Origin of the sequence: Pseudophaeobacter sp. TrK17 (assembly GCF_042192375.1) — a bacterium.
Classification (GTDB): Bacteria; Pseudomonadota; Alphaproteobacteria; order Rhodobacterales; family Rhodobacteraceae; genus Pseudophaeobacter.
The window spans coordinates 2,429,628-2,447,834 of record NZ_CP071700.1 but is presented as its reverse complement, the minus strand read 5'-3'; the positions used below and the strand labels follow the sequence as shown (position 1 = coordinate 2,447,834).

General features: G+C 59.1%; 20 protein-coding genes. 6 read left to right on the top strand and 14 right to left on the bottom strand.

Annotated features, from left to right (window positions below; translation table 11 throughout):
* Window positions 1-155: 155 nt before the first annotated feature.
* The 8 genes from JZI28_RS11505 to JZI28_RS11470 form a co-directional block, all read right to left on the bottom strand.
* A complete protein-coding gene (locus JZI28_RS11505) occupies window positions 156-860 on the bottom strand; it encodes a VIT family protein (protein ID WP_375697684.1) in 705 nt (234 codons plus the stop codon).
* On the bottom strand, window positions 857-1,468 hold the full coding sequence (locus tag JZI28_RS11500) for a helix-turn-helix transcriptional regulator (RefSeq protein ID WP_375697683.1): 612 nt from the start codon (window positions 1,466-1,468) through the stop codon (window positions 857-859). The genes JZI28_RS11505 and JZI28_RS11500 overlap by 4 nt, the downstream gene beginning before the upstream one ends.
* Window positions 1,465-2,058, bottom strand: a complete 594-nt coding sequence (locus JZI28_RS11495; RefSeq protein WP_375697682.1) for a cytochrome b/b6 domain-containing protein — start codon at window positions 2,056-2,058, stop codon at window positions 1,465-1,467. Before JZI28_RS11495 ends, JZI28_RS11500 begins: the two co-directional genes overlap by 4 nt.
* A 7-nt stretch (window positions 2,059-2,065) precedes the next feature.
* Window positions 2,066-2,317 (bottom strand): PepSY domain-containing protein, encoded by a 252-nt coding sequence (locus JZI28_RS11490; protein WP_375697681.1) that lies wholly within the window; start codon window positions 2,315-2,317, stop codon window positions 2,066-2,068.
* 393 nt (window positions 2,318-2,710) lie between these two features.
* The gene (locus JZI28_RS11485; RefSeq protein ID WP_375697680.1) at window positions 2,711-3,514 is read right to left on the bottom strand and encodes a hypothetical protein; all 804 of its coding nucleotides are present in this window, start codon (window positions 3,512-3,514) and stop codon (window positions 2,711-2,713) included.
* Between the two features lie 286 nt (window positions 3,515-3,800).
* Window positions 3,801-4,478 (bottom strand): nitroreductase, encoded by a 678-nt coding sequence (locus JZI28_RS11480; RefSeq protein WP_375697679.1) that lies wholly within the window; start codon window positions 4,476-4,478, stop codon window positions 3,801-3,803.
* Window positions 4,479-4,722: 244 nt separating this feature from the next.
* Window positions 4,723-4,869 (bottom strand): hypothetical protein, encoded by a 147-nt coding sequence (locus tag JZI28_RS11475; RefSeq protein ID WP_375697678.1) that lies wholly within the window; start codon window positions 4,867-4,869, stop codon window positions 4,723-4,725.
* Window positions 4,869-5,537, bottom strand: coding sequence for a cupin domain-containing protein (locus JZI28_RS11470; RefSeq protein ID WP_375697677.1), 669 nt, complete (start codon window positions 5,535-5,537; stop codon window positions 4,869-4,871). The genes JZI28_RS11475 and JZI28_RS11470 overlap by 1 nt, the downstream gene beginning before the upstream one ends.
* Before the next feature lie 632 nt (window positions 5,538-6,169).
* On the opposite strand from JZI28_RS11470, the gene JZI28_RS11465 reads away from it, so the two are divergent.
* The 5 genes from JZI28_RS11465 (at window position 6,170) to JZI28_RS11445 (ending at window position 11,699) form a co-directional block, all read left to right on the top strand.
* Window positions 6,170-8,980, top strand: coding sequence for a glutamine-synthetase adenylyltransferase (locus JZI28_RS11465; protein ID WP_375697676.1), 2,811 nt, complete (start codon window positions 6,170-6,172; stop codon window positions 8,978-8,980).
* A complete protein-coding gene (locus JZI28_RS11460) occupies window positions 8,952-9,224 on the top strand; it encodes a hypothetical protein (RefSeq protein WP_348151191.1) in 273 nt (90 codons plus the stop codon). Before JZI28_RS11465 ends, JZI28_RS11460 begins: the two co-directional genes overlap by 29 nt.
* Window positions 9,225-9,457: 233 nt before the next feature.
* A complete protein-coding gene (locus JZI28_RS11455; RefSeq protein WP_375697675.1) occupies window positions 9,458-9,682 on the top strand; it encodes a hypothetical protein in 225 nt (74 codons plus the stop codon).
* Window positions 9,683-9,929: 247 nt separating this feature from the next.
* Window positions 9,930-11,144, top strand: a complete 1,215-nt coding sequence (locus tag JZI28_RS11450; RefSeq protein ID WP_375697674.1) for an RSP_2647 family RNA methyltransferase — start codon at window positions 9,930-9,932, stop codon at window positions 11,142-11,144.
* A 9-nt stretch (window positions 11,145-11,153) separates the two neighbouring features.
* Entirely contained in the window at window positions 11,154-11,699 is a 546-nt protein-coding gene (locus JZI28_RS11445; RefSeq protein ID WP_375697673.1) for an RSP_2648 family PIN domain-containing protein, read from the top strand.
* An 8-nt stretch (window positions 11,700-11,707) separates the two neighbouring features.
* Here the strand turns inward: JZI28_RS11445 and JZI28_RS11440 are convergent, their stop codons facing one another.
* Window positions 11,708-12,697: an LLM class flavin-dependent oxidoreductase gene (locus JZI28_RS11440; protein WP_349376170.1), complete on the bottom strand. Its 990-nt coding sequence runs from the start codon at window positions 12,695-12,697 to the stop codon at window positions 11,708-11,710.
* Between the two features lie 91 nt (window positions 12,698-12,788).
* The gene (locus JZI28_RS11435; protein WP_353399889.1) at window positions 12,789-13,475 is read right to left on the bottom strand and encodes a M48 family metallopeptidase; all 687 of its coding nucleotides are present in this window, start codon (window positions 13,473-13,475) and stop codon (window positions 12,789-12,791) included.
* A gap of 179 nt (window positions 13,476-13,654) precedes the next feature.
* Here JZI28_RS11435 and JZI28_RS11430 point away from each other — a divergent pair, with 179 nt between their 5' ends.
* Window positions 13,655-13,954: a DUF4389 domain-containing protein gene (locus JZI28_RS11430; protein ID WP_348151173.1), complete on the top strand. Its 300-nt coding sequence runs from the start codon at window positions 13,655-13,657 to the stop codon at window positions 13,952-13,954.
* 162 nt (window positions 13,955-14,116) lie between these two features.
* Here JZI28_RS11430 and JZI28_RS11425 read toward each other — a convergent pair whose 3' ends face one another.
* The 4 genes from JZI28_RS11425 to JZI28_RS11410 form a co-directional block, all read right to left on the bottom strand.
* Window positions 14,117-15,301: a VWA domain-containing protein gene (locus tag JZI28_RS11425; RefSeq protein ID WP_375697672.1), complete on the bottom strand. Its 1,185-nt coding sequence runs from the start codon at window positions 15,299-15,301 to the stop codon at window positions 14,117-14,119.
* A gap of 21 nt (window positions 15,302-15,322) precedes the next feature.
* On the bottom strand, window positions 15,323-15,490 hold the full coding sequence (locus tag JZI28_RS11420) for a hypothetical protein (RefSeq protein ID WP_297339558.1): 168 nt from the start codon (window positions 15,488-15,490) through the stop codon (window positions 15,323-15,325).
* Window positions 15,491-15,542: 52 nt separating this feature from the next.
* On the bottom strand, window positions 15,543-16,889 hold the full coding sequence (locus JZI28_RS11415) for a DUF2927 domain-containing protein (protein ID WP_375697671.1): 1,347 nt from the start codon (window positions 16,887-16,889) through the stop codon (window positions 15,543-15,545).
* A 304-nt stretch (window positions 16,890-17,193) separates the two neighbouring features.
* Window positions 17,194-18,033 carry a MoxR family ATPase gene (locus tag JZI28_RS11410; protein ID WP_297341697.1) on the bottom strand — a complete coding sequence of 280 codons (840 nt, stop codon included), beginning with the start codon at window positions 18,031-18,033 and terminating at the stop codon, window positions 17,194-17,196.
* Window positions 18,034-18,207 lie beyond the last annotated feature (174 nt).

Here is an 18,207-nt window from a genome sequence, read left to right as displayed (position 1 = left end):
GCGTCAACGATCAGGCGAGGGTCTGATGGGATCGTTTCTCTGTCATGGCTCAGTTGGTCGCACAGGTGCGCTGAAACCGTGAAGGCCAGACAGGTTCACGGCTTGTCTTTTTGCAGCTGAAACACGCCCCCACCGCAAATCAATGGGCTTGGGTTCTAGAGACTCACCCCGAACAACCAGCCAACAAACGCGGTCACCGCCATGGCGAAGACACCCCAGACAACCACCCGGGTTGTGGCGGGCAACATCGGGGCCGCGCCGGCCCTGGCGCCCAACATGCCCAGCACAGCAAGCGCAATGACCGTGACGACGAGGACAGTAGAGATAATCGCTGAGGGTGCGGCCAGAAACGCGGCAAGGACGGGTATGGCAGCAGCGACACTGAAGGTCGCTCCGGAGGTCAGCGCCGCCTGAAGCGGGTTCGCAGTGTGGACTTCCGTCAACCCCAGTTCGTCGCGAATATGGGCCCCCAGCGCATCCTTTTCTGAAAGCTCTCTTGCGACGGCTTCTGCGGTTATTGTACTCAACCCGCGTTCTTTGTAGATTTCGGTCAGCTCTGCCAGCTCTTCCTCGGGCATCTCTGCCAGTGCTATTCGTTCCCGTTCAATGTCGGCTCGTTCTGTATCAGACTGCGAGGAAACAGAAACATATTCACCTGCCGCCATTGACATGGCTCCGGCGACGAGCCCTGCGACACCAGCGATCATTACCGCTGACGGGTCCGGGTTTGCGGCTGCCACGCCGACCACAAGCGATGACACGGAAACGATGCCGTCGTTGGCACCAAGGACCGCAGCCCGCAGCCAGCCGCTTCGGTTGACGTAATGGGGGTCATCTGAGTGGGCGCTTTTGTCATTCATGTGAGTTCCTTTGTCGAAGATTGCTTTGGCGCTTGCGTCTTCTTTTCAGGGAGGGCTGCAGACCCTTGATCCGACTTTTCCTCGGCGGTTTCCTCAGGCGCAATGTCACCTGACATCAGCTCTTCCATGAAAAGGCTGATGAACTGCGCGCGCCCGTCTGTCGCTGATTTTGAATAGATGCGTGTTGCCTGTGCCCGTACCGTCCCGGGGGCGGTTTTTCTGATGCGGGCGATGGTGTCGTTGTCCACCCCTTTCAGCATCATTATGGCCACATCCCGCTCAGCCTCTGTTAGCCCCCATTCCGCAAAGAAGGCGTCAATGATTTCGGCAACATGACCGCGGGCAATATCGAGCCCAAGCTGCATTTCCGACATGCGCAACAGCAGGCTGCGCAGCTCAACCATCAAAAAGATCACGCCAGCGATAAGGGTTGCCGCCGCCACGGATTCCAGAATGAGATGTGGATTGTCAAACTGCCCGTCTATTCGAAAATCTTCAATCACATCCCCGATGAAGAACAGCGCGCACAGGGCCTGCAACAGGATAAGGCCCGCAAGAACTGTTGCACGCCTTTCCCTGGTTCTTGTCGGCCTCAACGATTGGCTCATTCTACCTCGCGTCCTTGCGGGATGGTTTTGCGTCCGCTTACCATGGAGCGAACCAGATTGACACCGGAGCGCCAGCTGTCGACGGCCACACCGGCAACATGCAGTGCAACCGAAAACAACAGCCAGCCAAAGACGACCTCATGGGCTTCTTCGACCCAGTCGATGCCAAAAAAGGTGATCGTCGTCATCATGTAGCCAGTAATGCCTATAAGGATGACAGAGATCCAGAGGTTATAGACCATAAGAGCTCCGAGAGGATTGTGCGACAGGTGCACCCTGCGGTCACCTGCAAGGAGATCTCGCAGATGTCGGACCGCCCGGCCTGGGCTCGGTGGAAAGGCCGCAAAACGCGCGTGTTTCGGCCCGATCAAAGCCCAGACTAGGCGAATAGCAACCAAGCCTAGCGCGATGTAACCGATCCACTCGTGAACCTGGCTTTCCTCCTCGACCACTGCGCCGTTGAGAAGAATAGTCAGGGCAAGGGACCAGTGTATGAGCCGTACCAGCGGGTCCCAGACCTGGATGTCACGGGCGCCGGGTATGCTGCGGGCGCCTGTGCGCCCGCTGTTCGGTTTGGAAGTGAGAGCCATAGTGCGATCACTTCATCTTTAGCGTGGTAACCGCGCCGGTTTGCGGGTTCACATATACCTCGCCCATTTTGCCGTCGCGCACGACGTAGACTTCGATTTGCCCGTCTTCCATCTCAACTTTGCGGACCTCATAGCCCATTGCCGTCAGCGAGGCCTGTACCTCTTGCATGGTGGTCCCAAGCACACTGTCTTTGGTGATGCTCTCCGCGAGGGCGGGGGAGGCGAGGGCAAGCAGGGCGAGCAGAGTAAGTTTACGCATTTGAGAATTCCTTATTTTTGCCGGTCCCCCGGCATGACAAGGCGGCAACCTATGTTGTCGCTCTCAACCATTTCAGCGTTTGAGGCGGTTGCATCTAGTGGCGTTAAGTTTAGGGAAGCCCGTATAAGCGGCTGCTTACGGCGGTTCAGCGCCGAAAAACCCCTGTTTTACGGGGGCGAATTGAAAATCCTCGACCTCCCCCTTTTACAAAGGGGCAGCTTGGTTTGCCGCGTCATCCCTCCTACCTGGGGGGCTCCTGACCGGGCGGCATCCGGGCCAACATCCGGGGCAGCGCCCTTGGGGGCTAAGCCATTAGGAAGTGTGCGGACAAAAAAACAGCGGCTCCCGTGCCGGGGGCCGCTGTTTATGTGAGTGTTGGATAACCGGGCTAGCTCAGTATCCGAATACTGCCCTGGCGCTGTCTTCGGCAGCTCTGTCGAGACGGCGGCGTGACGGATCAAGACCGGCACGGATTTGCGCGTCACTTGACAATTCTTCATAGTCCAGCGGGGTTCTGGACAACAGGATCGCCCGAGCGCCGGTTGATCCATCAAACCGGTAAATATGGGTTTCGTCCCAAGCCAGATGGCCACCATCCCGTAGACCAATAATGTCCTGCACAAAATTGTGGCACTGGTAGTTTTCCATCAGCAACACGTATTCATTGGCCATATTCACCATGTTGCAGAGGGCGACAAAATGGCTGACCGCCGTATGGATATGCATCAGCACAGCCTGGCTGTAGATCAGGTCCGATTTCGGCCAATGGCGCGAAAAGGGCATGGTGAGATCTTGCAGTTTCAGGCGCTCTGTTAGGTCCGGGTGACGGTTGCGGGCCAGATCAAGTTGCGTGGCGCCACGGTCGCTGCCAGAGAACTGGATTTCGGGATAAAGCACGGTTGCATTGCCGAGATGATCACCGGCACCGCAGCCCACTTCGTGCACCGAAGCAGGTTGAAGTTGGCCGATGACTTCGTAGATCAAATGTTGGTTGGGATGCAGCGAGCGGCCCTGTTTGGTCACATGGCCTGTTTCGGGATCGAAACTCAGCTCGGCGGACTTGGCAATGGCGTCGTGATCTTTTTCGACGTCGCCAGTTAAACGGCGTTGATATGAATCCGCTGTATAGCTTTCCCAGTCAAAATCGTCGTCATAGAATTTTCTTTTCTTGTAGAACAGCCTGTTCAAAATATTCATGTCACTACTCCTTGCCGCGGGTATTCCCTTTTTGAGCTAAAAAAGAAAGAAAAAAGTCGCAAATTTGCAGCGGGGCAGGCGTTTGGTGCAGGAGTGCTGCGCAGGGCCGGCTGCTGACAGCGGGGCTGGGAGTAACTGTAAAAACCGGACCCTCATAACCGGACCCTGCCGGCTGGTCTTGTCCAAATCAGGCAGTCAAGACTGGCCAGGGGCAATGCTGGGGATCCGGGATGCCCTCCTCGCCAGACACGAGGAGAGATCTGCGGCTTGCGAAGCAGGGCTTGGATCAGTCTTCAAAGCCAAGAAAACGGGTGGTGTTTGCCAGCGCACGGCGCCGCGAAACCACAGAGTTTGCGACAAAATCCTCGTCGGGCCAGCCCAAAGCCACGCAGGTCAGAATGATCTGGTCCTCGGGAATGTTGGCGATTTCACGCACCACCGGGCTTTGCATGATGCCCTGCCCATTGATCACCGCGCCGAGGCCCTTGCTCCAGGCGGCAAGCACCAGCCCGTAGGTCATGGCACCGGTATCAAAATGGGCAATGGTGTTGTCCAAAAGCGAGCGGTCAAAGCAGACAACAATAGAAACGGGTGCATCAAACTGTCGGAACCCCCGCATCACCCAGTCCTGGCGGCGTTCCTTGTCGTGACGTTCGATGCCCATGGCTTCAAACAACTGGACCGCAATTTCGATCTGCCGTGCCCGGTGTTCGCCCTCATAGGCGGCGTAGTCTTCAATATCACGGCTGGGCGGCGTTCCATCCAGCATCCGTTCGGTATTGCCGCGGCGGACCTGTTCCAGCGGCGCGCCGGTCAGCACATGCAGGTGCCAGGGCTGGGTGTTCATCGACGAGGGTGCCCGGTTGGCCAGGGTAATGATCTCTTGCAGGGTTTCCTGTGACACCGGATCCTTGGTAAAGCCCCGGATTGAGCGTCGCTCATTGATTGCCTGTTCGAGTTCCATCACATGTCCCTTTGTTCGACCAATCGCGCCCACTTGACCCGCAGAATGCTGGCTTTGTATTGGGGCGCCTGGTGGCTTTGGCGCTTTTGGCCAAGCACGTTCATCCATGATCTTAGGGCGCGTGATCAGGGCTTTGTAGGGGGTTTCGCGGATGTGCCGCAGCGGCACAAATGACCCAACCCAAAAGTCAAAAGAGCAAGGGGGGCCTCTTGCGATGTTGCGGGTGCTGAGATGAAACTGCGGCTCAGTTGGATCTGAACCGGTCAATCAGGCTTTGGGTGGCGGTGTCAAAGAGTGTGATATTGGCGCTGCTTCGGGCTACCAGCTGTGCCGGCTGAAGCATTGCCATCGAGACTGCATCCATCAGCTGGGTCTTGGTGTCTGTTTCCATCATACCACTGGGGGTTTGGCAAAGGGCAGGTGGCCGGTTTTCATCCAGACCCTGGCGCCGCTGTTGCCAGTAAAAGCCTGCAGTGGCTGCCCTTGGGGGAGGCGCAGCCAGGCACCAGCTTCAAGCTGATCGCCCCCTTCGCGCAGACATCCATCAAGGACCAGGACTTCAATGCCGCCCGGATCGGTTATCTCAAAAGCGGTATCCGCTGCGATGTGATGATAGCTGACCTTTTCGCGGGCGTCGCGGTGCAATTCAAGGCTGGCAATACCCCCTTGCGCCGGGCCGGGATCCACTGTCATTTTTTTGCAAAACTGGGTCCGGTCCGCCGGGTCAAACTGCCAGAGTTTGACAAAGATCGTGCAGCCCGCTTGGGACCCTGGTGTGTGGCTGCTGGTGGGCGGATTGCGCACGTAGCTGCCTGCAGGATAGTCGCCATGTTCATCCTGAAAGACGCCTTCCAGAACAATGAACTCTTCGCCGCCGGTATGGGTGTGGGCGGAAAAATGGCTGCCGGGCGCATATCTTACAATTGTGGTGGCGCGGGCCACCTCTGCGCCTATCCGGTCCAGCATGCGCCGATCAACACCAGCCATAGGGGAGGCAACCCAGGGTTCATCGGCGGAATGCACCAAGACGCGTTTTGTGAAGTCTGCATTGATTTCCATTAACCTGTCTCCGTCTTCTCGTGTCTGTCGACCCGGAACAGCGGCCCTGTGGCGTTGCGCTCCACAGGGCAATAGCTGGTGCATTAGGCCTTAGGTCTGGCGCAAAGACTTACCTGCAAAATCCAGTGGTCAGAGTTGCGTTTGCCTATCAACAGGTAGGCGAAAGGCGAGAGGGCGTAAAGACAGACTGGTTCACGTCTTTGTCGGGACAGCCTGCAACCCGGATGATCGGTCTATCTCCGCAGGAAACGGCATTGATCGGGCGGCGCTGGGTGTGACCCCGGGTTGGTCAATCCAACGGGGGCAGGGCGAGGAGCCAGTTATAATACGGTGAAAGGCGGCTGCTATGATCTACCGGCCGGTAACATAAACAAAAAACAAGCTCTTCCCAAAAACACCAGGGATTTTATCCCGCGCAGGAAAAGCCATAACACTCGCACATTGTGGTCATCAAAAAACAAACAAATGGAAGAGCATAGCAGCACGGCTTTCTTAAAGGGTACGGTAAGGTTTGAGGAGGCTGGTATTCCGTACCTTGGTGCTGGATTTTTTGGCGGCCAAATTTGCGCTTTATTGCCAGCTGTAGGTGGTTCGCGGATTGACGCCGCTGTTCAGGCGGAACAGTGTTCGGCATGTCTGAACATCTGCAAATAACCCGCCTTCCCATTGCCTATGATCCCGATCTTGGCGCTGAATCTCGCGCACTGGTGGCGGGGCTCACTCAGGACACCGGGCAGCTCATTGCTGGGGCTGCGGGGTCCAGTCCCTATCTGCGCAGATTGATCGAACAGGAAGCCCCATGGATTGGCGATGCCCTGACCGCTCCCAAGCAGGCATTGGCAGCTGTTTTTGATGATTGCCGTGCTCTGGCGCCCGATCAGCTGAAACCGGGCCTGCGACAGGCCAAACGCCGGGTGGCGCTGCTGACAGCGCTGTGTGATTTATCTGGCGGCTGGTCGTTGGAAGAGGTGACCACGGCGCTGACAAACTTTGGCGCGCTGAGCGCTGATGTCGCGATAAAGGCGGAAATTGCCGCGCTTATCCGGCGCAAGAAACTGCCGGGGCTGACGGAGGCGGATGTTGAAACCGCAGGCGGGCTTTCGATTCTCGCGATGGGTAAAATGGGCGCTTATGAGCTGAACTACAGTTCGGATATTGATCTGATCTGCCTGTTTGACGAGACCCGTTTTGACCCGGCCGATTTTTTTGAGGCGCGGCAGGGCATGGCGCGGGCAACCCGTAATATGTGCACCACCTTGAGCGACCGCACCGCCGACGGCTATGTCTTTCGCACCGACCTGCGGCTGCGCCCGGATCCCTCTGTTACCCCTGCCTGTCTCTCAATGGAGGCGGCGGAACGGTATTATGAAAGTCTGGGCCGCACCTGGGAACGGGCCGCCTATATCAAGGCACGGCCCTGCGCCGGGGATCTGGCTGCGGGGGAGGCATTTTTGAAAACCCTGCGTCCCTTTGTTTGGCGCCGCCATTTGGATTTTGCCGCCATTCAGGACGCCCACGACATGCGGCTGCGCATCCGTGAAAACAAGGGCACTGGTGGCCCGATCACCGTGCCGGGCCACGATATGAAACTGGGACGCGGCGGCATTCGTGAGATCGAGTTTTTCACGCAAACCCGGCAGTTGATTGCCGGTGGGCGGGACGAGGGACTGCGGCTGCGCGGCACTGTTGAGGGGCTCGCGGCGCTTGCCGAAAAGGACTGGATCCCACCAGAGGTCGCTACCCGGCTGAGCGCCCATTATCGCAGCCACCGCGAGGTAGAGCACCGCATTCAGATGGTGCATGACGCCCAGACTCACCAGATGCCAAGCTCGGCTGAGGGCATCGCCCGTGTGGCCTGTTTGATGGGGGAGGATCCGGCTGAAGTGCAGGCACAGATTCACCACCGCCTGGTTGAGGTGCATGAGCTGACCGAAGACTTCTTTGCCCCGGATGCCGGGGCGGGGCCGCAACCTGTGATTCCCGATGGCTTTGACGAAAACGTCATTGCCCGTTGGCGCAGCTATCCAGCGCTGCGCTCAGAACGGGGAGCACAGATTTTTGACCGGCTCAAGCCTGAGCTGTTGAACCGCCTGGCGCGCACCGCCAAACCCGCTGAATCGCTTTTGGCGCTGGATGGGTTTTTGGCGGGCCTGCCTGCGGGTGTGCAGTTGTTTTCCCTGTTTGAGGCAAATCCGCATCTGCTGGATTTGTTGGTTGATATTGTGGGGACCTCGCACGAGCTGGCAGGATTCCTGTCGCGTAACTCTGGCGTTTTTGATGCGGTGATCGGCGGCAGCTTCTTTGAGGACTGGCCCGGTGGGGCGGTGTTGCGGCAAGAGCTGGAGGCGGTGCTGGCGCTGGAAGCGGATTACGAGACCCAGTTAGATGCAGCGCGCCGCTGGTGCAAGGAATGGCACTTTCGCATTGGAGTGCATCATCTGCGCGGGCTGTTGGACGCCAAAGCTGCCGGAACGCAATACAGCGAATTGGCAGAGGCGGTGATCCAGGCCCTGTTTCCACGGGTGGTTCGCCAGTTTTCCATCAAGCACGGGCCGCCTCCGGGGAGTGGCCCGATTGTCATCGCCATGGGCTCTTTAGGGGCGGGGCAGATCAATGCCCGGTCAGATCTGGATATCATCGTGGTCTATGACCCAAAGGATGTGGAGATGTCTCAGGGGCGCAAGGCATTGGCCACGCGCGCCTATTATGCCCGCTTGACCCAGGCGCTGATCACCGCTCTGTCGGCGCCAATGTCGCAGGGGCGCCTGTATGAGGTGGACATGCGGCTGCGCCCCTCGGGCAACAAGGGGCCGGTGGCGACCAGCTGGTCGGCCTTTACCCATTATCAAGAAAACGAGGCCTGGGTCTGGGAGCATCTGGCGCTGACACGGGCGCGCGGCGTTGCCGGTGAGCCGCAGTTGATGCAGGATTTTGAAAGCTTTCGGCGCAGTGTAATCGCGCGGCAGCGGTCGCAGGACACCGTGTTGGCCGAGGTGGTCCATATGCGGGATCGCTTGGCAGCCGCAAAATCCCCATCGGGGGTCTGGGACGCCAAAACAGGTGCCGGGCGGATGATGGATATTGAACTGGTCGCGCAGGCTGGGGCGCTTTTGGCTCAGTCTGCCTATCGTGATGTGGCCGGAGGGCTGGAGCAGGCTGTCGCTGGTGGCTGGCTGGATGCCGCAGACGCATTGGTTCTGCAACAGGCCTATGCGCTATACTGGTCGGTGCAGACCGCTGCCCGGCTGCTGTCTGGCGATGTTCTTGACCAAAACGCAATCGGTGAGGGCGGCGCACTTTTCCTGAGCCGCAGTGCTGGTTATGATGGCTTGGATCACTTGGAACAGGCCCTGCAAGAGGCCTATAAGACCTGTGCCGCGATAATCTCGCGGAGCTTACAGAAGGAAACGGGGCATGCAGACGCTGGCGGAACTGGATCATAAACGGCTGATCCGTGAGGCTTATCGGATCGACGGCATCACCGTGAGCCAATGCCGTAGCATCTTTCTGGACTGGGCGCTGAGCCTGCCTACCCAGCTGGACAACCGCACTGCGATCACCCAGATCCTGGAACATTATAGCGATGAGCCTTCTGATCACCCGATGACAGGGGTGTTGCAACAGGGGCTAGAGGAAATGGCAAATCCGCGCCGTCGCGGCGGCTGGCGTTCACGCTCGCGCGATTGATGGTTAATCCATGCGATTGCAACGGGCGTCTTGCTAACGCTCAGGCCATTTGCAGCTTGAGCCTGGTTTGGAGAGGTTGAGCTTTAGGGCAACCGTGCAGGGCCCAATCTGCAAATAGATTTAGATTTCGTAAAATTGGACTAAATTTGTCTCAATCCTGCCTTTTTTGCGGATCAGGTTGGCTTCGAACCAGCAAGCCGGGGGACCGGCAATTGGTAAGGAGCTGAGCAATGATGACCCTTCGCAGATTTTTCCTCACCGCACTGGGCTGTAGCCTTTCCGCCTGCGCTACGATGGATACCCCCTCTCGGAATGCCCCGTTTGAGCCCTTGCGTGACCACTACGGCCTCATTGCCCAGGGTGACCAGACGATAGGGGGGGCGGATTTTAGCCAGCTGAGCTCAATCACCCCACTGATTGCCGTCGATGTCCTTGGCAAGGATGCCTATAACGACTAGGGCCGCAGGTCACTGTGGCGCATTACAGCCTGTGACATGACCATGCCCAAGATCACCGTGTGGCTCACCGGGGGCTGGCCAAAGTGATCGAGCAAGCGATCCTGGCAGTTGAACGTCGCTCCGGGGAGCGCTTATCCAGGCGCTGATTAAATTCTAGGGCGGATCAACAGCCGGTTAAAACTTTTTGGGGGCCGCATGCCTGTGCAGGCCCCTTTCCCTGTTGCCACGATAGGGATATGAGAGCCCCATGACAGCCACATCCCCCGCGCCAGAGCGCCCCCGTGTAAAACTCCTGCCCAAAGCAAATGCCCGCGCCCTGCGCCACGGCTTTCCCTGGGTCTATTCCAACGAGCTGGTTACCGATCGGCGCACTCGCAAGCTGGAGCCGGGCAGCCTGGCCGTGTTGCTGGACGAGGCGCAGACGCCCATGGGGACCGTTGCGGTCAACCCAACCAGCAAGATCATCTGCCGGATGCTGGACCGCGATCCGCAGGCGGTGATTGATCAGGCCTGGTTCCAGGCGCGGATTGCCCAGGCCTTTGCCCTGCGCGAGCAACTCTATGATGCGCCGTTCTATCGCTTGGTCCATGCCGAGGCCGACGGCCTGCCCGGTGTGGTGATCGACCGTTTTGGCGAAGCCTGCGTTGTGCAGCCCAATGCCGCCTGGGCCGAGGCCCATCTGGAACCGCTGACGGCTGCGCTGGCCGAGGTCACGGGCTGTACGGTCATTCTGAAAAACGCCTCCGGGCGGACCCGCGGGCTGGAGGGGCTGGACGACGAGAGCCTCACCCTGCTGGGCGAGCCCCCCACCGCGCCGGTGCCGGTACAGATGAATGGTGCCACCTATATGGCGGATCTGACAGGCGGCCAGAAGACCGGCCTGTTTTATGACCAGCGCGAAAACCACGCCTTTGCGGCCCGGCTGGTGCCGTCGGGCGGCGATGTGCTGGATGTGTTTTCCCATGTCGGTGGCTTTGGTCTGGCGATGCGCGCGGCAGGGGCTGGAACTGTGACCTGCGTTGATGGCTCTGCTGCGGCGCTGGATCTGGCCGGGCAGGGGGCTCAGGCCTCGGGATTTGGTGAGAGTTTCACCGCCCGTCAGGGGGATGCCTTTGATCAATTGGCAGCTCTTGCGGAAGAGGGACGCAGCTTTGACGTGGTGATCTGTGATCCGCCTGCCTTTGCCCCCTCAAAACAGGCGCTGGAGGCTGGCCTGCGCGCCTATGAACGGATTGCAAAACTAGCGGCCCCCCTGGTGAAACCCGGTGGCTATCTTGGCCTGTGCTCCTGTTCCCACGCCGCCGATCTGGCGCGGTTCCGCAATGCCTCGGCGCGCGGTATTGGCAGGGCCGGGCGTCGCGGACAGCTGATCCACACCGGCTATGCAGGCGCGGACCATCCACAATTGCCGCAGCTGGCAGAAAGCGGTTATCTGAAATCCGTCTTCTTCCGGCTGGATTGATCCTGAGCGATGAAACTGCTTCTGGATACCTGCGTGCTATATCCCACGGTGATGCGCGAAATGCTGGTCGGTGCCGCGGCCCAGGGGGCGTTCACCCCGTTGTGGTCGGCGCGTATCCTGGAAGAGTGGAGCCGGGCCGCGTTGAAACTGGGGCCAGAGGGGGCTGCGCAGGCCCGCGCTGAAGTGGCTCTGCTCAAAGCCAGCTGGCCGCAGGCCGTGGTCCCCGCGGCCCCGGGGGTAGAGGCGCGGCTCTGGCTGCCGGATGCGGCGGATGTGCATGTGCTCGCCGCCGCCATCACCGGCCATGCGGATGCCATTGTCACGGTCAACAAAAAGGACTTCCCCCGCCAGACCCTGGCCGAGGAAGGGCTGGAACGGATTGGTCCCGATCAGCTACTGTATGATCTCTGGCTCAAAGATCCCGCCGGGATGGAAGCGCTAGGGGCCAAGGTTTTGGCCGAAGCCAACCGTTTGTCCGGCGGTGCCTGGGAAATCCGGCCACTGTTGAAAAAGGCGCGGCTGCCGCGATTGGCCAAAGCCCTCGCAGCGGGCTAGGCACGGTCCTAGAGCGGCTTTAACGCCTCAGCGGCGATCTCAAACGAGCGCAGCCGGGCGGCGTGATCATGGATCTGCCCGGTAATGATGACCTCATCCGGGGCATAGCGCGTCAGGATCTCAGACAATTCACGCGATACCGTCTCCGGGCTGCCGGTGGCGGAAACCGTCAGCGCCTCGTTTACCCCGGCGAGCACAGGCGGCGGCAAGTGGTCCTCAATGTTATCGACCGGGCGCGGCAGTTTGCCGGGTTGGCCCAGCCGCAAACGGGCAAAGGCCTGTTGCATGGTGGTGCGCAGGCGGATGCCTTCGGCGTCGGTATCGGCGCCAAACACATTGACGGCGATCATCGCATGGGGTTTCGCCAGGTAGGTCGAGGGGCGGAAGGCACGGCGGTACACCTCAAGCGCCTGCTCCAGGGCTTGCGGTGCAAAATGCGATGCAAAGGCATAGGGCAGGCCCAGCTGTGCCGCCAGTTGCGCACCATAGAGACTGGAGCCGAGGATCCAGACCGGCACGTTGCTGCCTTGTCCGGGAAAGGCGCGGACCTTTGCCTGTGGATCCAGCGGACCAAGAAAGCCCATGAGTTCAATCACATCCTGCGGGAAGCTATCCGCAGCCCCCGCTGCCATGCCACGGCGCAGGGCGCGGGCGGTCTGCATGTCGGTGCCGGGTGCACGCCCCAGCCCTAGGTCAATGCGATCGCCATAGAGGGCCGCAAGGGTGCCAAAGGCCTCTGCCACCATATAGGGCGCGTGATTGGGCAACATGATGCCGCCAGCGCCCACACGAATGGATTTGGTCTGGCTGGCGATATGGCCAATCAGCACTGCGGTGGCGGCACTGGCGATGCCGGGCATGTTGTGATGCTCCGCCAGCCAGTAGCGGTGATAGCCCCAGGCCTCGGCCTGACGCGCCAGATCGGTGCTGTTCTGCAACGACTGCGGGATTTCACTGCCCTCGGGCACCGGAGCAAGGTCAAGAAGAGAATAGCGCATCAGGGGTCCAATCAGGCTTCCAGTCACGGGAACTTGTGATTTGGGCATTCTGCGCAGAAATGGCAAGGGGCGGCGGCAAAATGACGTGATGTCAGGCGCGCTGCCAGTCCGCCTCCAGCCGTTCCAGCGCGGCAATGCGCTCTTCTGTCTTGGGATGTGACATCAACCAGGCCGGGGCCATGCCCGCCCGCGCCTGGGTCAGCGCCTCGAGTTTGCGAAACAGGGCCTTTTGTGGCTCCAGGCCGATGCCGGATTTGGTCAGCAAGGCAGCTGCATATTCATCGGCCTCATATTCGTCACTGCGCGACAAGCGCGCTGCCAGCAGATTGGCCAGCATCCCGGCAATCCAGGGGCCGACAAAAGGGATATAGCGCCCCAGGATCATCATCAGCGCGGTACGCAGGGCATTTTGCCCAGAGAAATCAATGACCCGTTTCTTGGCGTGTCCCAGCGCCACATGGCCCAGCTCATGGGCGATAACCGAGGCAAGCTCGGCTTCGGTGACTTCGCCATTTTGGTATTTCTGGTAAAACCCACGGGTGATGAAAATCCGGCCATCCGGGGCGGCAAGACCATTTACCGGCTCGACCTCGTAGATGAACACCGGAATGCGGTCTATCTCCAGCGCTGCTGCCATACGATCGGTCAAACGACGCAGTTTGGCATCAGCCAGTTCTGTGGAGCGGGCGTCCAGCTCGCGGTGGGTGCGCCAGACAGAAATCCGGTACGAGACGAGGCCATAGATCACAGCCAGCAGGATGGGGGTAAAACGCAGCATCCCTCAGATATGGGGGCGAATCCTCTGCAGAGCAAGGGAGCCTTTGCAATCCCGCCATCGACCGGGGCAGGCGATGGGGTTTTGGCAGCTGAGCGGCAGCTGTAGGTATTTCTGTGGTTGCGGTATGGGGCTTAGTGGCTAAGGATGGGGGAATTCTGTGACCAAACAGCGAGGGTGTCGTGGCTGAACCAGAAGATATCAATGGCCGTTTGCATGGCGAACAGTTCGAACCAGAACAGAAGGAAAGCCTTCTTACGCGTTTGATCTATATGATCCTGATCGCCGTGATGATCTCGGTGGCGCAAACTGTGCTGGCAACAGCCACGGTGCTGCAATTCATCATCCTGGCCGTCACAAAGGAGCCCAATCCGCGCCTGGCAGATTTTGGCACCGATCTGGGCATCTGGATCGCCAAGGCGGCGCGCTATCAAATGGTGGCAAGCAATGTGAAGCCATGGCCCTGGACGGAACTGGACTAAAGGTTTCACTCAGCGCGGTAAACCTGCGTCCAGGCAAGGTGCGTGGGGAACAGCCCGGCGCCGGTTTCGTCTTAATATAAGTACTCACGCCACAGGCCTTGCCCAAAGGGCAATCTGTTTGGAACCTAACTACAGCTATGCAGGTGGGTGGATTAACAGGCGCTAGCGCGTCAACTCTTTCATGCCGCTTTCCAGCCCATCCAGGGTCATTGGCACCATGCGATCCTCAAAGATTTCACGCACCATGCCAATGGAATGGGTGTAGTCCCAATGGGTCTTTGGCACCGGATTGATCCAGAGATGGCTCTTCCAATGCTCCCGCGCGCGCTGCAACCAGACCTGACCGGCCTCTTGGTTCCAATGCTCATTGGCCCCACCGGGATAGGCGATCTCATAGGGGGACATCGAGGCATCCCCGACAAAGATGCATTTATAGTCTGGGCCATAGGTCCGCAGCACCTCATGGGTGGGCATCTGCGCATCCCAGCGGCGCCGGTTGTCACGCCAGACCCCTTCATAAAGGCAGTTGTGGAAGTAGAAATACTCCAGATGTTTGAATTCTGTGCGCGCGGCGGAGAACAGCTCTTCCACCACCTTGATGTGGGGGTCCATTGATCCCCCAACGTCCAGAAACAACAGCACCTTCACAGCATTGTGGCGTTCGGGGCGGGTTTTGACGTCCAGATAGCCATGCTCTGCGGTGGCACGGATGGTGTTGTCGAGATCCAGCTCCTCATGGGAGCCCTCGCGGACCCAGCGGCGCAGGCGTTTCAGCGCCACTTTGATATTGCGGGTGCCAAGTTCAACATCCCCGTCGAGGTTCTTGAACTCACGTTTGTCCCAGACCTTGACCGCGCGCTGATGGCGGCTTTCTTTCTGGCCGATCCGTACTCCCTCGGGGTTGTAGCCATAGGCACCAAAGGGCGAGGTACCGGCGGTGCCGACCCACTTACTGCCCCCCTGATGGCGGCCTTTTTGCTCTTCCAGCCGCTGTTTCAGGGTTTCCATCAGCTTGTCAAAGCCACCCATGGCTTCGATCTCGGCTTTTTCTTCCGCGCTCATGTGCTTTTCAGCCATCTTGCGCAGCCAGTCTTCGGGAATGTCTACCGCATCCATCACTGCTGAATTCGGGATGGCTTCCAGACCTTTGAAGGTGGCCGAAAACGCACGGTCGAATTTGTCGATGTTGCGCTCATCCTTGACCATGGCTGAGCGGGCGAGAAAGTAGAAGGCTTCGATGTCATAGGTCACAAGACCCTTTTTCATCCCCTCCAGAAAGGTGAGGTATTCGCGCAAAGACACCGGGATTGCGGCCTTGCGCAGATTTTCAAAAAAGGGCTGAAACATGAAGGAGCCTTTCGCGACGGGTTAGGCCAGCATGCGATGGATCACGATGGTGGCGATGACCCCCACAATACCAAAGGCGATGGCATAGACAGCGCCATATTGCAGCAAATCGGCAGTATTGCCGCCACGTTTTCGTGCGTTGTAGACCCCCAGCAGAATGCCCAGCAGGACTGCACCAATTACGATCATGTTCTTTCCGCCTGTTTTTGCGCAGCAGTTTGCGCCGATGTCTGTAGCTGTCTCAGTTGGGCGAGGGACGCAGATCCGCGACTTCGCGGATCTTGGCTTTCACCGCCCAATCCGGGCCAAACCCGTACCGCGCCCATCCAAGGCTGTCCAGCCTGACCGTGTTGGCAGTGGCAAATTGGCCCAATAGATCCAGGGCTTCGGCCTTGATCAGCAGGGATGTCGCCAGCAGGGCGGCGTTTTCAAAGCGGCTGGCGACAGGCAGTGCAGGGTTGATCTGTTGCAGGGCGGCTTCGCCGTCGCCGCGGGCAATCAAATAGGCTGCCATACGCGGCCGGATCACTGCTTGGTGCAGGTCGCTGCCTGGGGTCTGTCTCAGGAAATCAAGCGCGGTTTGAAAATGGCGCTGCGCCAGCTCCGGCTCGTTTGCCTGGATCATGCGCCCCAGAACATAGTGGCTATAGGCGCGGCGGTGATCGGACCAACCTAGTTCCTGCGCCAGAACAACGGCCTGGTTTGCGGCTCGTTTGCGGCTGCTGAAGCCACTGCCGGGGCCAAGCGCGGTTTCTATCGCGTTGATCCAGCTGCGCGGCGTGGCGGGCAGTGCCCGAGAGGCAATGGAATTGCCTGCGGGGTTCAGCCGCGACAAGAGCCCCGGTAAAATGGCAGCGACCTCACTGCGGCTCATGCCGGTACGCAGCTCTGGCGCATAGGTGGCGCGCAGCACCAGCATGTCAAACCCGGTGAGCACGGTATGCACATTGTCGTCGTTAAAGACGGAATCTGAAAGGCGATAGAGATCATTCAGCGGCCCGATGGCCTGGGCCAGCTCCTCGTGCAGGCAATCGCGGGCTTCTTGCGGGCTGATGTCATTGGGCACAAACACCGCCAGCCGTTCACGGCTGCGCAGGCGCGACCAATCGGTATCGGGGCTGCGTCGTTTGCGGCGCAATTCGGCCAGTGAATCCACATTTGGCACTACAAAACAGGCGGCTTTGGGCAGGGCACGGTGGATCGCGCGGCTGGAGACCGCCTGTACGGTGATCTCCACCGGGCCGCTGTCGACCCGCTGGATGTCGATCCCGGCCTCGCGCTTGAAACGCTGCAGCAGTTGGCTGAGATCTCTTTGGAATCCGGCGCTGGGATTGCCAACCACCCGCAAACGGATGGGGCGCTCAAACCGGGTGAAGACTGGCAAATTGGTTCCGCCTTCGAGCCGGAAATGTAGATCTAGAAAATCGAGGGCAATATCGCGGTTAGAGCGCTGCGGCGCCCGCGGGCGCGGCGCTGAAAAGGCCTTGGCGGCAGGCAGATTGCTGCTGGCCAAAGCTGCACGACTGGGAGTTTTATGCGCCGCTGGAAGGGTGCAGGCAGCAATAAGGGTGGCTAAGCCCAGCGGCAATAAAAGCCGCCCGAGCCGGGCCAGAACAACAGGCCGCACCGCACCGCGAGCGGGCTTGGTAGGGGCAGAGGGAGCAAATTGAAATCTCAGGGGAATCACTCGGGGCTCCAGCAAGGGTCATAAAAGCGGCGCGAAGGGCACCCGGTCATTAGATCCGTGCCAAAGTGATAGGGCAATGGGGCGCAAATTTGAAGAGACAGAGGCAGCTGAAAGAAACCTGGCGGTTTTGTCTCAGCCAGGGCCTGATCCTCAAAACAGGGCAGGGCGGTGATCCCAGGCCTGCGTTTTGAGGATCAAGGCGCCTTTACTTGCGGCCGCGCGCCATGAAGGCCAGGCGTTCAAACAGATGCACATCCTGTTCGTTCTTGAGCAACGCCCCGTGTAGTTTTGGCAGCGCATCGGCGCCGTTGCGGGCTAGGTCTTCCGGGCTTAGATCTTCGGCCAATAGCAGCTTCAACCAGTCCAGCACCTCTGAGGTCGAGGGCTTTTTCTTCAGACCGGCAGTGTCGCGGATCTCGTAGAACTGGGTCAGCGCAGCGGTTAGCAGCGATTCCTTGATGTCCGGATGGTGCACCGCAACGATCTTTTTCATGGTCGCGGCGTCAGGGAACTGAATGTAGTGGAAGAAACAGCGGCGCAAAAAGGCGTCGGGCAGCTCTTTTTCGTTGTTGGAGGTGATGATCATGATCGGGCGGTTGGTCGCGCGGATGGTTTCACCGGTCTCATAGACGTGAAACTCCATCTTATCGAGTTCCTGCAGCAGGTCGTTTGGAAACTCGATATCTGCTTTGTCGATCTCATCAATCAACAACACGACCTTTTCGTCCGCTTCAAAGGCTTCCCAGAGCTTGCCTTTTTTGATGTAGTTTTTGACGTCATGCACGCGCTCTTCGCCAAGCTGGCTGTCGCGCAAGCGGCTGACCGCATCGTATTCATACAGGCCCTGCTGGGCGCGGGTGGTGGATTTGACGTTCCACTCGATCATTTTCAGCCCCAGGGACTCGGCCACTTGCCGGGCCAATTCGGTCTTGCCGGTGCCGGGTTCGCCCTTGACCAGAAGCGGGCGCTCCAGTGTGACGGCTGCATTAACTGCTATTTTCAGGTCGTCGGTGGCGACGTAGTCTTTAGTGCCTTGAAACTGCATAATTTATATACATCCCCTGCTTGCTTTCTCGCGATCTGGCGCATTTAGGAGGGTTTTAACCCGGTCTGTTTACTATTGTGTAGTGACAATCGGCTTGTCAGGGGATAAACGCAGCGGCATGGGGAGCCAGGATGTATGGCGAAGACTGAAGAGACCTACAGAATGGGCGAGACC

Excerpts from the sequence above, each read along its gene's own strand:
- JZI28_RS11505 (WP_375697684.1), bottom strand. The coding sequence starts at position 860 with ATGAATGACAAAAGCGCCCACTCAGATGACCCCCATTACGTCAACCGA.
- JZI28_RS11500 (WP_375697683.1), bottom strand. The coding sequence starts at position 1,468 with ATGAGCCAATCGTTGAGGCCGACAAGAACCAGGGAAAGGCGTGCAACA.
- JZI28_RS11495 (WP_375697682.1), bottom strand. The coding sequence starts at position 2,058 with ATGGCTCTCACTTCCAAACCGAACAGCGGGCGCACAGGCGCCCGCAGC.
- JZI28_RS11490 (WP_375697681.1), bottom strand. The coding sequence starts at position 2,317 with ATGCGTAAACTTACTCTGCTCGCCCTGCTTGCCCTCGCCTCCCCCGCC.
- JZI28_RS11485 (WP_375697680.1), bottom strand. The coding sequence starts at position 3,514 with ATGAATATTTTGAACAGGCTGTTCTACAAGAAAAGAAAATTCTATGAC.
- JZI28_RS11480 (WP_375697679.1), bottom strand. The coding sequence starts at position 4,478 with ATGGAACTCGAACAGGCAATCAATGAGCGACGCTCAATCCGGGGCTTT.
- JZI28_RS11475 (WP_375697678.1), bottom strand. The coding sequence starts at position 4,869 with ATGGAAACAGACACCAAGACCCAGCTGATGGATGCAGTCTCGATGGCA.
- JZI28_RS11470 (WP_375697677.1), bottom strand. The coding sequence starts at position 5,537 with ATGGAAATCAATGCAGACTTCACAAAACGCGTCTTGGTGCATTCCGCC.
- JZI28_RS11465 (WP_375697676.1), top strand. The coding sequence starts at position 6,170 with ATGTCTGAACATCTGCAAATAACCCGCCTTCCCATTGCCTATGATCCC.
- JZI28_RS11460 (WP_348151191.1), top strand. The coding sequence starts at position 8,952 with ATGCAGACGCTGGCGGAACTGGATCATAAACGGCTGATCCGTGAGGCT.
- JZI28_RS11455 (WP_375697675.1), top strand. The coding sequence starts at position 9,458 with ATGACCCTTCGCAGATTTTTCCTCACCGCACTGGGCTGTAGCCTTTCC.
- JZI28_RS11450 (WP_375697674.1), top strand. The coding sequence starts at position 9,930 with ATGACAGCCACATCCCCCGCGCCAGAGCGCCCCCGTGTAAAACTCCTG.
- JZI28_RS11445 (WP_375697673.1), top strand. The coding sequence starts at position 11,154 with ATGAAACTGCTTCTGGATACCTGCGTGCTATATCCCACGGTGATGCGC.
- JZI28_RS11440 (WP_349376170.1), bottom strand. The coding sequence starts at position 12,697 with ATGCGCTATTCTCTTCTTGACCTTGCTCCGGTGCCCGAGGGCAGTGAA.
- JZI28_RS11435 (WP_353399889.1), bottom strand. The coding sequence starts at position 13,475 with ATGCTGCGTTTTACCCCCATCCTGCTGGCTGTGATCTATGGCCTCGTC.
- JZI28_RS11425 (WP_375697672.1), bottom strand. The coding sequence starts at position 15,301 with ATGTTTCAGCCCTTTTTTGAAAATCTGCGCAAGGCCGCAATCCCGGTG.
- JZI28_RS11420 (WP_297339558.1), bottom strand. The coding sequence starts at position 15,490 with ATGATCGTAATTGGTGCAGTCCTGCTGGGCATTCTGCTGGGGGTCTAC.
- JZI28_RS11410 (WP_297341697.1), bottom strand. The coding sequence starts at position 18,033 with ATGCAGTTTCAAGGCACTAAAGACTACGTCGCCACCGACGACCTGAAA.